We start from the raw sequence: 13,054 nt of genomic DNA on the forward strand, positions 1-13,054 counted from the left end.
ATACAGGTTAATGAAATATAAAATATAAATACACAAAAAGGTTTAGAACCCATCTCTCGACGGATTCTAAACCGTATAACCTATAAAAATAGGAAATAATGCGTTATTTCAATTCTACCTCAGCGCCAGCTTCTTCCAACTGTGCTTTCAGTGCTTCAGCTTCATCCTTCGACACTTTTTCTTTAAGTGCTTTAGGAGCTTCGTCTACAACTGCTTTAGCTTCTTTCAAGCCAAGACCAGTTAATTCTTTAACGAGTTTAACAACTGCAAGTTTTGAACTACCAGCTGCTTTTAATACTACGTCAAACTCACTTTGTTCAGCAGCAGCTTCTTCGCCACCGCCTGCGGCTGGACCTGCAACTGCAACTGCAGCAGCAGCTGGTTCAATACCATATTCATCTTTAAGGATGCCAGCTAATTCGTTAACCTCTTTAACAGTCAAGTTTACCAACTCTTCTGCAAGCTGTTTTAAATCTGCCATTTTTATTTCTTTTTAAATATTAATTCTAAAAAATTATTCTTTCGCTTTCAGTGTATCAAGAACACCGTGAATTGTATTACCACCAGACTGCAACTGTCCGAGAACTGTTTTCATTGGTGATTGTAACAGAGCAACAACATCTGCAAGTAGTTCATTTTTCGATTTAACGGCAACCAGAGTTTCCAGTTGATCGGCTCCCATGTAAACTGATTCTTCAACATAAGCGGCCTTTAATACAGGCTTCTTGTGTTGTTTTGTAAATTCTTTAATCAGTTTTGCAGGAGCATTACCGCTAGTCGTGAACATTACGGAAGTGTTTCCCTTAAGCGCATCGTAAATTTCTTCAGTATTCTTTTCAGAATTCTCAAGTGCTTTACGTAATAGAGTATTCTTAACAACAACCAGTTTTACATCTTGTTTAAAACATAGTCTCCTTAACTCACTGGTATCTTCAGCGTTTAATCCAGCAATGTCAGTCAGATAAAAATGGTCGTATGAATCTATCTGTTCTTTTAAATTATTTATAATAACTTCTTTCTCTGAACTCTTCATAATTCCTCATTTTTATTCTGCAAACGACTTAGATTCTACCTGAATACCAGGGCTCATGGTACTGGAAAGATAGATACTCCTAATGTAGGTTCCTTTAGCAGCAACAGGTTTCAGTTTATTAATGGTGTTAAGAAACTCAACAGCATTCTCCTTGATTTTCTCAGAAGTAAATGAAACTTTACCGATTGTGGTGTGGACAATACCAAATTTATCCACTTTAAAATCGATTTTTCCCTGTTTTACCTCGGCGATGGCTTTACCAACTTCCATGGTTACGGTACCACTTTTAGGGTTTGGCATTAAGCCACGAGGACCTAAAACACGTCCTAACTGCCCCACTTTTCCCATAACCGGTGGCATCGTGATGATTACATCAACGTCGGTCCAACCGCCTTTAATTTTCTCAACGTAATCGTCGAGACCTACATAATCTGCTCCGGCGTCTTTGGCTTCCTGCTCTTTGTCAGGAGTAACCAATGCCAAAACACGTACTTCTTTTCCGGTTCCATGGGGTAACGAAACTACGCCTCTAACCATCTGGTTAGCTTTTCTTGGATCAACTCCCAAGCGAACATCAATATCAACTGATGCATCGAACTTAGTAAAGGTGATTTCCTTTACCAGTTGTGCAGCTTCTTCAATTGAATATGCTTTTCCCTTTTCGAGTTTTTCCAAAGACGCTTTTTTATTTTTCGTAATTCTGCCCATCGTAAAAGATATTTTTAGTTATTGAATGGTGAAGCACCTTTAACAGTGATCCCCATACTTCTGGCAGTTCCAGCTACCATTTTCATTGCTGATTCTACTGTAAAGCAGTTCAGGTCAGACATTTTGCCTTCGGCAATCTGTTTTACCTGATCCCAGGTTACAGCCCCCACTTTTTTAACGTGAGGTTCTGCAGAACCGCTTTTCAATTTAGCAGCCTCTAACAATTGAACGGCCACAGGAGGTTGTTTAATTATGAAGTCGAATGACTTGTCGGCATAAACAGTAATAATAACAGGTAACACCTTACCGGCCTGGTCTTGTGTACGCCCGTTAAACTGTTTGCAGAACTGCATAATGTTTACCCCTTTGGCACCCAATGCTGGTCCCACCGGTGGTGAAGGGTTAGCCGCACCACCTTTGATCTGTAATTTAATTAATCCAGCAATTTCTTTCGCCATAATAATAGATTAAAGCGTTACTATTCCTTTTCAACTTGCATGAAGCTAAGTTCTAAAGGAGTTTTACGTCCAAAAATCTTCACCATCACCTGCAGCTTCTTCTTCTCCTCATTGATATCTTCAATGGTTCCGTTAAAGCCGTTGAATGGTCCATCGATAACTTTCACAGTTTCTCCTACCACATATGGGATATTGATTTCTTCGCCGGTTTCCGCCAATTCGTCCACACGACCTAAAATCCTGTTTACCTCGCTTTGCCGCATCGGTACCGGATCTCCACCTTTGGTGTCGCCTAAGAATCCGATTACATTAGGAAAATTCCTTAGTGTGTGTGCAACTTCACCCACTAAAGCAGCTTCGATTAAAACATACCCCGGGAAAAAGTTCCGTTCCTTACTGATTTTTTTACCATTTCGGATCTGATAAACTTTTTCGGTTGGTATTAAAACCTGTTCAACAAAACCTTTTAAATCTCCGTTTGCGATTTCGTTGTCGATATATTCTTTTACCTTCTTCTCCTTACCGCCTATCGCGCGAAGAACATACCATTTCTTACTATTTTCGCTCATTTCGATTACTGGTTTTGATTAATAAAATAATCCATAAATAAAATCCATAATGTTTCTGAATGACAGATCCATTACGAAAATTGCTAATGATATTATAAAGGAAGCAATCATTACTACCAAAGCGCTACTTTGTAGCTCTTTCCAGGTTGGCCATGTTACTTTGTGTACAAGTTCATCGTAGGCCTCCTGAATATATACTTTTAACTTCATTTTAAAATGTTCGTTGTTTAGCCCGGAAGGTAAGGTTCGAACTTACTGTTTGTCAACCACTCCCAACTGTGAGTATCATCCGAAAATAGTCCCGGGCCCAAGAGCCCGGGACATATTATCTTTTATTTTACTAATGAATTAGTCAATAATTTCAGTAACCTGTCCGGCACCTACTGTACGACCACCTTCGCGAATTGCGAAACGCAGACCTACGTTCAATGCTACCGGGTAAATCAATTCTACTTCGATGGTTACGTTATCACCAGGCATAACCATTTCGCGGCCAGCTTCCAGGTGAATTTCACCAGTTACGTCCAATGTACGCAAGTAGAACTGCGGACGGTATTTGTTGTGGAATGGAGTGTGACGTCCACCTTCTTCTTTTTTCAATACGTAAACCTCAGCTTTGAATTTTTTGTGAGGAGTGATTGAACCAGGCTTTGCCAAAATCTGTCCACGTTTGATTTCTTTCTTGTCAACACCACGTAACAACAGACCTACGTTGTCACCTGCCATACCTTCGTCCAAAATCTTACGGAACATCTCAACACCAGTACAAACTGTTTTACGACCTTCAGCTCCAAGACCGATCAATTGCATTTCGTCACCTGTGTGAATAATACCAGTTTCGATACGACCTGTGGCTACGGTACCACGACCTGTAATTGAGAATACGTCCTCAACAGGCATCAGGAATGGCTTGTCAACGTCACGTGGAGGAAGTGGAATCCAGGTGTCACATGCATCCATCAATTCCATAATCTTTTCTTCCCACTCTGGTTCGCCGTTCAATGCACCAAGTGCTGAACCTTGAATAACCGGAGTATTGTCACCGTCGAATTCGTAGAAATCAAGCAGTTCGCGGATTTCCATTTCAACAAGTTCCAATAACTCTTCGTCATCAACCATATCCACTTTGTTCATGAATACAACCAATTTAGGAACGTTTACCTGACGTGCGAGCAGGATGTGCTCACGTGTTTGTGGCATAGGACCATCAGTTGCAGCAACAACGATAATAGCACCGTCCATCTGGGCAGCACCAGTTACCATGTTTTTCACGTAGTCAGCGTGACCGGGACAGTCAACGTGAGCGTAGTGACGTGTTTCTGTTTGGTACTCAACGTGAGCTGTATTAATTGTAATACCTCTCTCTTTTTCTTCCGGAGCATTGTCAATTGAATCAAAAGCTTTTACTTCTGACAATCCTTTTTTTGCTAAAACTGTAGTAATAGCAGCTGTTAAAGTTGTTTTACCATGGTCAACATGGCCGATAGTACCAATATTCACATGGTCCTTATCCCTTACAAACGTTTCTTTAGCCATAATTGCAAATTTTTAATTTATTTATCTTTTAAATCATCAGAGCCGAAGACGAGAATTGAACTCGTGACCTCATCCTTACCAAGGATGCGCTCTACCCCTGAGCTACTCCGGCATAAACACATAAAGAGACAGGAATAGTGAACATCTCTGTTCAAAATTCCGATCTCTGCTTTTTGAGCGGGAAACGGGACTCAAACCCGCGACCCTTAGCTTGGAAGGCTAATGCTCTATCAACTGAGCTATTCCCGCATCTATTTTCCTTGGCAAAAATGCCGTGCAAAATTACAATTTTTTTCCAAACAGTTAAACAATATTTTTCGTTAACGAAAAAATCTTTCGTTTTTTGAATCTGTTCAATAAAAAACAGAATAAATTCTCGGTGAAATTACTTCCCGTTTTTATTGGAAGTACAACTGTTTCAACTGTTTTCAGAACGCCCCCAAAAAGGGTTTGCAAATGTAAAAATTATATTTTAAAAACCTAAAAATCGAAGGTCTTTTTTAAGAATTATTTCTTCTTCAACTTTTGTTTGTATTTATCGAGCTGTCTTTTCATCGCATCAATTGCCAAATCAGTGGCTTCTTCGAAGGTGCCGGCTTGCTTTTTGGCAAATAAATTCTCCGTTGCCGGAATCGAAAGTTTTAACTCAGCAACTTTGTTGTTTGCTGCTTCGGGCTTTGCAACTTTTAATGTTACTTCCGCTTTAATAATGCCATCGAAAAAAGTATCGAGTTTGTTTACTTTCTTGTTCACAAAGTCTACCAACTTTTTATCGGCATTAAAATGTACTGAATTAAGTTTTACTTCCATAATCTAAAGTTTTTACCCTCCACGTGGGTGGGCTTGTTTATAACTGTCGCGCAGCTTCTCGAAGGTTGTATGCGTATAAACCTGTGTAGCTGCTAAATTTGCATGTCCTAATAATTCTTTTACGGCGTTTAAATCGGCGCCTTTATTTAATAAGTGGGTGGCATAAGTATGTCGAAGCACATGTGGGCTTTTTTTCTCCAGGGAGGTAATTCTTGCCAGGCTTTTTTTAACCACTCGGTATACCAATTTCTCGTAAACTTGTTTTCCTTTATTTGTTACCAACAAAAATTCGGTTTTATGTCCAATCTCTTTGTTTCTTTCTACAACATAAGATTCGAGTAAATTGTTGATTTCTGCCGGATAAGGAATTATCCTTTCTTTTTTCCTTTTTCCCAAAACACGGATCAGCTTCGCACGCTTATCAATATCACCTTCTTTTAAATTGATCAACTCCGACAGGCGAATTCCTGTCCCGTAAAATAAAGATATGATTAATTTGTCGCGAATACCCGAAAAATCGGTGGTAAAATTTTCTCCGTCATCGAGCAAATGGGCCAGGCTTTGTTCATCGACAAATCCCGGAAGCTTTTTGCGTACTTTGGGTAAGGTAAGATTGGCAGCCGGATTTTTTTCCACCACTCCCTCTTTCATCAGGTAATTATAAAACGATTTTACCGAAGTAATCTTCCGATGGATGGAGCGCGGTGTAAGTCCCTGTTCCATTAAATGCAACAACCAGCCCCTTACCGTATCGTTTATAACTTCTTTAACATGAAATTCCCCGACCACTACTGCGCAATAATCCGCAAACTGATCGAGGTCATTTTTATATGCCACCACCGTATGAGAAGAATACCTCTTCTCATACTTTAAATAGTTGATAAACGATTCCTGATAACTCATTGGCTATCGATACAATTAAATCAGGAACCACTAAACAGGTTAGTCCTCCTGACGCTGCAAACTTTCTACGTATGCGGCTTTCTTCAACTCTTCCCTTCTCTTCACTGAAGGCTTAGTAAACTTTTGACGATCGCGTAATTCCTTGATTACACCAGTCTTTTCAAATTTTCTTTTGAACCTCTTGAGAGCTCTTTCAATGTTTTCGCCCTCTTTTACCGGAATAATTATCATATCAAACGGTTTTACTTTTTTTAAAATTGAGGCGCAAATTTAGAAATTATTCATTGTATATCAAATTTAAAGCAAAAATTTAATATTTCCTATCAGAATATTTTGCTTAAAAAACTATTTAACGACATGTTACATATGGCCGAATTCGGCTAAACATCTCATAGTCAAAAGATTTCAAATCTTTAATATCGTTGGGGGATTTAAAGGCTCCATGCTTATCGCGATATTCCAAAAGTTCATTCACCTGCTTCTTATTAAAATAAGGATGTCGTATCAGCTCCGGGTAGTCGAGAAAATTTAAACGCAACTTTTGTAATTTTACAGTATCCGTAAAAACATAGTCAGTTATGCCATTATAAGTTTCCTCAGGAAAGTTATATACTTCAAGCAGCTGCCGACTTGAATAATATCCGCCCAGCAAATCGCGATACTTTATGATCCGGGCCGCATAAACAGGTCCAATTCCTGGAAGAGCCATCAAGTCGGAAGTATCGGCACTGTTTAGCTCAACTTTGGTGATTTCTTTTGGTTTGTAAACAGTCACTTCCTCGCGAGGTTCAATATTGATATAACGTAGTACCTGCTGATAAAAAGACGAATCGATTCCATAAATTTTTATCACATCTTCAGGTATTTTGAACTCACCGCCGTTATCGCGGTACTTTACCAGGTTGCCGGCCTGATATTCCGAAAAACCATAAAGGAGTAAACTATCATATCCAATAAGGTTGGGATCAAAAGTTTTGCCAGGCACTGTCCTTGTTTTTTCAATCCCGGGCGTTTCTTTCTCAACCACCGGTTCGTTTATCAAAACGAAATCCTTGACCGCATTGAATATTGAATCAGTTATGCCATAGATTTTTCGAAAATCCTCAAGGTTCTTAAACTCTCCGCCCGCTTCTTTATACTTTATGATATTTTGTTTTACAAATCCCGGCAGATCCAGCGAATCAATCTCTGCCTTACTAATATGGTTTGGGTCGAACTTAAAAAGTCTCAACTTTTCGTCTGATGTTTCGGGTATTTTTGATCGTTCCCATTTCTCAATTTCAGCTTCAAGTTCTGAAAAGTCGTTTTGCGAATTTGTTTCGAACAAGGGAACCACCATATTGGCGGCAACAAGTAAAAGCAAAATAGCTGCGAGAATAATTACCGCATTACGATCGGATCTGCTGTAGGTCAGAAATTGCCTTTTAAATTGTCGCCAGAGTTTTATCATTGTGCCTGGAACTGAGCCGGGTTAAAATTAATCCGAAGTTATAAAAAAACTCTAAGTCACACAAAATGAGCCACAAAAAAAGCCGGTGTTAAACCGGATCCATACTACTAATATTTCTGATATTAAGTAATTCCTTTGATAAAGAATGCTGCAATGGCAATTATCCCAATCGCTACAGGTGCGATGTAACGAATAATGAAGAATACCACTTTAAACAAACCGGATTTTATAGTTCCTTCGTTGCTAATTTCGTCGAGGAAACTTGATTTTCCTAATTTCCAACCTACAAAAAGAACAATGAATAGTGCTCCGAATGTTAGCATTACATTGGCAGAAGCATAATCCAGGATACCGAAGATTGTCTTTCCAAACAATTGTACATCCCCAAGAACGCCAAACGAAAGCGTTGCAAGAATACCCAAAACTGTGATTGAAACGGATGCAATTACTGTTGCCTTCGCTCTTGTCATATTCATTTCTTCTTTCAGGTATGCTACTACTACTTCCAATACAGAAATTGTAGATGTGAGCGCAGCCACTGTTAAAAGAAAGAAGAACACAGCAGCAAAGATAACACCGCCGGGCATGGCTTTAAATACATTTGGTAAAACCTCAAATACCAATCCCGGACCGGGCGACATATTATCAATTCCCCCTGTAGTAAAAGCGAAAATTGCCGGAATTACCATCAAACTCGACATGATGGCAATAAAGGTATCAGCCAGAGCCACTGTTGAGGCAGTGCTCAACAAATGATTATCTTTTTGAATATATGAACCGTATGTGATCAGCGTTCCCATACCGATACTAAGTGAAAAGGCAGCTTGTCCAAGTGCCATCAGCACGGTTTTAAAATTAACTGCCGACCAGTCGGGGAAAAACAGGTATTTCACTCCTTCGCCTGCCCCCGGCAGCGAAACAGCACGTACAACCACCAGGCCGATCAAAACAACCAACACAGGCATCAATATCTTTGTGAACTTCTCAATTCCTTTTTGAATACCGGCATAAACAACACCTCCTGTAACAAACATAATCAGCAGTTGCCAGATCACAGGACGTACCGGATCGGTACTAAATTCAGCAAAATTTTGTGAGGTATCTTCAATGTGTATTAGTTTCCCTGACAGTGCTTCAATCAGATACTCAATGGTCCAACCAGCAACAGTGCTGTAAAAGGCCAGAATTGCAAATGCCGTTACAATGCCTAACGACCCAACAAGAAACCAGGGTGTTTTGGGTGCCAGTTTTTTAAACGATCCCATCGCATTTAATTGTGCCCTTCGTCCAATCGTAAATTCGGAAAGCATAACCGGAATACCAATACCCACAATAAAACCGATATATAAAAGGAGGAACGCTCCTCCTCCGTTTTGGGCAGTAACCAACGGAAACCTCCAGATGTTTCCCAATCCGACCGCTGACCCGGCAGCTGCTGCAATCACACCAAATTTTGAACCAAACGAATCACGGTTTCCTGACGGAAGATTTGCCATAAAGTTTTAATTATTAAATTAATTCCAACTGTTTCTTACAATTTTTGGGAATGTGCCACCAAAAATGCAAAAAAATAACACTTCAGGAAAAAGTTAGGCAGGAAAAAACAAAAAATTTAAAAAGGATATCCGATTGCGAATGTCAGGTTAAAGGGATTATAATCATCATCCCACAGTCTTCCGTTTCCGATAACCCACCGCTCACCTTGTGGCTCTGATGGATCACGCAACTTCATTCCCAAATCTACCCGAAGGATAAAGTAATTCATATCAAGTCGTAATCCGGTTCCGGTTCCAACTGCAATTTGTTTGTAGAAACTATTAAATTTAAAAAGTGCACCCTCGCGGTTATCGTTTTTATTTATGGCCCAAATGTTCCCGGCATCAACAAACAAAGCTCCTTCGAGTTTCCCCAGCAATTTAAATCTGTACTCCACATTTCCTTCCAGTTTGATATCCGACGACTGATTGGGATAGTCTCCTTCCGGGGCCCGGTATGTTCCCGGTCCCAGCGATCGGACCTGCCAGGCTCTGATGCCGTTTGCGCCTCCTGTAAAATATTGCTTTTCGAAAGGCAGTACTTTTGAATTACCGTACGGAACACCAACACCTAAAAATACACGACCTACAATGCGGTTGAATTTATCAAGAGTAATCGCCCGACGCAGTTCGATGTCCGCTTTTAAATACTGCGCATACTGTGTATTCAAAAACTGATAGTACACTAAAGTGTCACCTTCAAGCACCCTCAAATGTTTATCCTGTCCAGTGAGCGTCGATAAAAGCCACAAGGTATTACCTGAAGATTCGACATTAAACCTGGCGTAAGTGTAATTATCCTTAAGGTTTAAACGCTGATTATTGAAAATCAGTGAATAGTTCATTGCAAAAATGAAATGGTCGATAAAACTACTTTTAATGAAGAGATCCTTTATGGAATTAATAAAGTCCTCGTCAAATTCAGAAAGCTGCACCAGGTTCATATCCAGAAAATTCCAGATGTGGCTGTAATTCTGCGATGTTTTCCAGTCGTAACCAAGTTTTATATTTGATATGGTTCGTGTATACTCCGGACGTCGCTGATAGTTGTATCCAACACTAACAATCGTTTTTGGGAGGTTTCGCTCAAAACTTCGGATGTATTTCCCGGGACCGAGCAATTTCGGAATTGTGAGGTTGGCTTCTGCTCCCAGTTCGCGTGTGTTAAAATATTCCGATTTATTATTTACGGTACGTTTCATCCGTTCTGTGGCTCCTTTTAAGCGCAATTTCAAAACTTCGGCCCCTTTAAACACGTTTCGGTGCTGGTAATAGATGTTCCCGGCAATTCCAAAGTTACCGGATGTATTTGTTCCTTCCAGATCGAGCGAAACAGATTGTTTGTTCAGCGGTGCCAAACGAATGCGGCAGTCCAGCAAATTACTGTCCTGTTCGGGGTAAGTTTCATCAAATTGAATGTCGACATATCGAAACTGGCGCAAGCGATTAAACGCATTAAAGGTTTGTTCCACCTCGCTGGTTTTGTACAACTCACCACTGTTCATTTGTGTGGATCGGATAAACAGCCCCGGAGGATACCTGAAATGTTTGGTTAAATACAGTTGTGAATTATCCCATCGCACAGTATCGGAAAAAACTGTTCCGCCAAACTGATAAGAACCAACAGGCGAATTACCGGGAAGGATAAAATAAGAAAAGTTATTGACGTAATAAGGTCTTAAAATTTTGGCCGAGTCGATTTGCGCTTCTTTCGTTTCGCCAATATACAGATCGAGCAAGGCCTGTTTTTCGAATTGAAGTGTATCAGCGAGAAAGCTCACCTGGTTTTTCGAAAAGTAAAAGTAGCCGTTATTGCGGTAGAGAGTTACAATGCGCTGTTGTTTTTTCTCCAACTCGTAAATATCGAACGGTGAGCCGGGCTTGAACTGAAGGTCGAGCGAATCTTTTAGAAAAATATCTCTCAGCTCGGGTGTTGCAAAATGATAATTCACTCCCTTTATTCGGTAACGATCTCCTGTTTCAATCTTGAACTTTAGATCCGCCTTGTCCTTTTTTTCGTTAAAAGTAACTTCATTCGAAATATCGGCGCGATAATAACCTTTATTATCCATGAACTGCTCCAACTGCTCGTTTGAGCGTTCGGCCAACAAGGCGTCGTACAATTCAGGAGCTTCACCAATGCGCTTTAACCAGTCGTCGGTTTTCTTTTTCGACGACATGTTGTACAGTAACAAATAGAATTTTATAAAGCCCAGTATTTTGTAGTTCTCATTTTGGCGCAAAAACGATTTGGCTTCCACCTTGTTAATGTTCTGGTCATCAATTTCCAACTCCACCTTATTAAGCAGGTACCTGTCCTCGGGAACAAACCTGGTTTGCGAGCAGGATATCGAAAACAGAACGGTTAAAATCAGCAACCATCTTCCAATAAGTGTTCTATTTTTTTTGCGCGGTGTAATCAATTTCAAATCTTTTATTGCCCAAAAATAAAGAAGAGTTTCTTTTAGAAAGATTAACTTTACTTCTTTATTTTAATTAAGTCGCTGTTTTCTGAATGATCAGTAAAAATACAATAAAACGCCTGAATTCCTTATCGCAAAAAAAATACCGAGCCAAAGAAAATTTGTTTCTGGTTGAAGGCGATAAAATGGTATCGGAACTTGCTGGCTCGGATATAGTTGTGAAAGAATTGTACATCACTTCCGATTTTGAGTTTCGAGATACTAAATCCAATTTTCATGCCGAACAAATTCACAGCATTGAAAGGTCGGATCTAAAAAAAATAAGTCAACTAAAAACACCGCAAAACAGCCTGGCCGTTTGCCAGATTCTTTCACAAAAAGAATTGCCTGACAAATTGGATGAGCCGCTATCGGTTTATTCCGATGGTATCCAGGATCCCGGTAATTTAGGCACCATTATAAGACTTTGCGACTGGTTTGGAATCAAGCAGTTATTTTGTTCGAAAGACACGGTCGATCTGTACAGTCCAAAGGTTATTCAGGCCAGCATGGGTTCGTTTATGCGGTTGAATGTTTATGAAACTGATCTGAAAGCGTTAAAAGAGCTGACTGAAGTGAGCGACACAACTATCTATGGTGCATTTATGGATGGAGCAAATATTTATACTGAATCGTTAGCCGGTAAATCGATTCTTGTTGTAGGGAATGAAGGAAACGGAATTCGCGAAGCATCAAAGCTATTGATTGATAAAAAAATCAGTATTCCCAATTTTTCAGCAGGAAACAGCAAAGCGGAGTCGTTAAATGTTTCAATGGCTACTGCTATTCTTTGTTCTGAATTTAAGCGCCGGTAAATTCTTATTCGAAATGAAATGAAAGGGTAAAGATCTTCGAGCGCAGGTCTTTAATCGACTGTGCATAATACTGTTTCTGCACAGGTGCCGGCAAGTCTCCCAACTGATTATTTAGACCATAGCTAAATTTAAGTTCTACCGAAAACCGGAAGAATGGGAAATAATGATCCCATCCGCCACCAAACTCAGCATAAAATCCACCTTTCTTCAGTTTGACCAGGTCTTCCTGAGCAGTTCGCGAAATGTCCTGACGATAGGCACTACCGATAATAACGTAGGGTCGATCATTATTAATTCTCCGTGCCTTGTATTTCAGTAGCAGTGGAAAATCGAGAAAAGTTGACTTGACAGAATAATACTGTGTTGCTTCATAATTATTAATATCAATTACCGGGACATTGTAGGTAATTTGTCGCTCTCCAAAAGATAAACCCGGTAAAAAACGCAGGTTAAAATCTTCTGATAAGCGAAGACTTGAAATAATACCTACCGTAAACCCTGGAACAATTGTGGCCACATCCGACCGTATGTTCGTTTGGTTTGTTGGCCAGCGTTCAGTAGGACTGAAAACAAAATCTGGATTTTCAGAGATGGGATTATAATTCACCACATTAAAATCGAGGGTGTTTAATCCGACTGTAAATCCAAAATGGATCAGTTTATCGTCGAAGGTAGTCAGAAAGTTCACTTTTTGCTTTTGTGCAAAAGACGAAGATCCCCAAAATAATAACACTATTACAACTAGTAACTTCTTCACTGTTTTGTTTAATTCCTT

The 13,054-nt window shown here is 39.8% G+C and carries 15 protein-coding genes and 2 tRNA genes; 1 reads left to right on the top strand and 16 read right to left on the bottom strand.

Annotated elements, in window-relative coordinates:
* Positions 1–103: 103 nt before the first annotated feature.
* The 15 genes from rplL to tamL all read right to left on the bottom strand — a co-directional run bounded on the left by rplL (position 104) and on the right by tamL (position 11,425).
* Positions 104–481 carry a 50S ribosomal protein L7/L12 gene (gene rplL, locus WFY05_RS02105; RefSeq protein WP_340111067.1) on the bottom strand — a complete coding sequence of 126 codons (378 nt, stop codon included), beginning with the start codon at positions 479–481 and terminating at the stop codon, positions 104–106.
* 33 nt (positions 482–514) lie between these two features.
* Entirely contained in the window at positions 515–1,033 is a 519-nt protein-coding gene (gene rplJ / locus WFY05_RS02110; protein ID WP_340111068.1) for a 50S ribosomal protein L10, read from the bottom strand.
* A gap of 12 nt (positions 1,034–1,045) precedes the next feature.
* A complete protein-coding gene (gene rplA / locus WFY05_RS02115) occupies positions 1,046–1,741 on the bottom strand; it encodes a 50S ribosomal protein L1 (protein WP_340111069.1) in 696 nt (231 codons plus the stop codon).
* 14 nt (positions 1,742–1,755) lie between these two features.
* Entirely contained in the window at positions 1,756–2,199 is a 444-nt protein-coding gene (gene rplK, locus WFY05_RS02120; protein WP_340111070.1) for a 50S ribosomal protein L11, read from the bottom strand.
* Between the two features lie 20 nt (positions 2,200–2,219).
* Complete coding sequence (gene nusG / locus WFY05_RS02125) at positions 2,220–2,768, bottom strand: transcription termination/antitermination protein NusG (protein ID WP_340111071.1); 549 nt, start codon at positions 2,766–2,768, stop codon at positions 2,220–2,222.
* 18 nt (positions 2,769–2,786) lie between these two features.
* On the bottom strand, positions 2,787–2,978 hold the full coding sequence (secE, locus tag WFY05_RS02130; RefSeq protein WP_340111072.1) for a preprotein translocase subunit SecE: 192 nt from the start codon (positions 2,976–2,978) through the stop codon (positions 2,787–2,789).
* 138 nt (positions 2,979–3,116) lie between these two features.
* The gene (gene tuf / locus WFY05_RS02135; protein WP_340111073.1) at positions 3,117–4,304 is read right to left on the bottom strand and encodes an elongation factor Tu; all 1,188 of its coding nucleotides are present in this window, start codon (positions 4,302–4,304) and stop codon (positions 3,117–3,119) included.
* A gap of 40 nt (positions 4,305–4,344) precedes the next feature.
* Positions 4,345–4,416 (bottom strand) — tRNA-Thr (locus WFY05_RS02140).
* Positions 4,417–4,480: 64 nt separating this feature from the next.
* A tRNA-Gly gene (locus WFY05_RS02145) sits at positions 4,481–4,553 on the bottom strand.
* Positions 4,554–4,811: 258 nt separating this feature from the next.
* Positions 4,812–5,114 (bottom strand): ribosome hibernation-promoting factor, HPF/YfiA family, encoded by a 303-nt coding sequence (gene hpf, locus WFY05_RS02150; RefSeq protein ID WP_340111074.1) that lies wholly within the window; start codon positions 5,112–5,114, stop codon positions 4,812–4,814.
* A 12-nt stretch (positions 5,115–5,126) separates the two neighbouring features.
* Positions 5,127–6,017, bottom strand: coding sequence for a tyrosine-type recombinase/integrase (locus WFY05_RS02155; RefSeq protein ID WP_340111075.1), 891 nt, complete (start codon positions 6,015–6,017; stop codon positions 5,127–5,129).
* Between the two features lie 39 nt (positions 6,018–6,056).
* The gene (rpsU, locus tag WFY05_RS02160; RefSeq protein WP_340111076.1) at positions 6,057–6,248 is read right to left on the bottom strand and encodes a 30S ribosomal protein S21; all 192 of its coding nucleotides are present in this window, start codon (positions 6,246–6,248) and stop codon (positions 6,057–6,059) included.
* Positions 6,249–6,366: 118 nt separating this feature from the next.
* Positions 6,367–7,467: a ComEA family DNA-binding protein gene (locus tag WFY05_RS02165; protein ID WP_340111077.1), complete on the bottom strand. Its 1,101-nt coding sequence runs from the start codon at positions 7,465–7,467 to the stop codon at positions 6,367–6,369.
* A 122-nt stretch (positions 7,468–7,589) separates the two neighbouring features.
* Entirely contained in the window at positions 7,590–8,963 is a 1,374-nt protein-coding gene (locus WFY05_RS02170; RefSeq protein WP_340111078.1) for a sodium-dependent transporter, read from the bottom strand.
* A 116-nt stretch (positions 8,964–9,079) separates the two neighbouring features.
* Entirely contained in the window at positions 9,080–11,425 is a 2,346-nt protein-coding gene (tamL, locus tag WFY05_RS02175) for a translocation and assembly module lipoprotein TamL (protein ID WP_340111079.1), read from the bottom strand.
* A gap of 92 nt (positions 11,426–11,517) precedes the next feature.
* Here tamL and WFY05_RS02180 point away from each other — a divergent pair, with 92 nt between their 5' ends.
* Complete coding sequence (locus WFY05_RS02180) at positions 11,518–12,279, top strand: TrmH family RNA methyltransferase (RefSeq protein ID WP_340111080.1); 762 nt, start codon at positions 11,518–11,520, stop codon at positions 12,277–12,279.
* 4 nt (positions 12,280–12,283) lie between these two features.
* Here WFY05_RS02180 and porT read toward each other — a convergent pair whose 3' ends face one another.
* Complete coding sequence (gene porT / locus WFY05_RS02185; RefSeq protein WP_340111081.1) at positions 12,284–13,036, bottom strand: type IX secretion/gliding motility protein PorT/SprT; 753 nt, start codon at positions 13,034–13,036, stop codon at positions 12,284–12,286.
* Between the last annotated feature and the right edge of the window lie 18 nt (positions 13,037–13,054).

The sequence above is a fragment of the Maribellus mangrovi genome (assembly GCF_037646455.1).
Lineage (GTDB): Bacteria > Bacteroidota > Bacteroidia > Bacteroidales > Prolixibacteraceae > Draconibacterium > Draconibacterium mangrovi_A.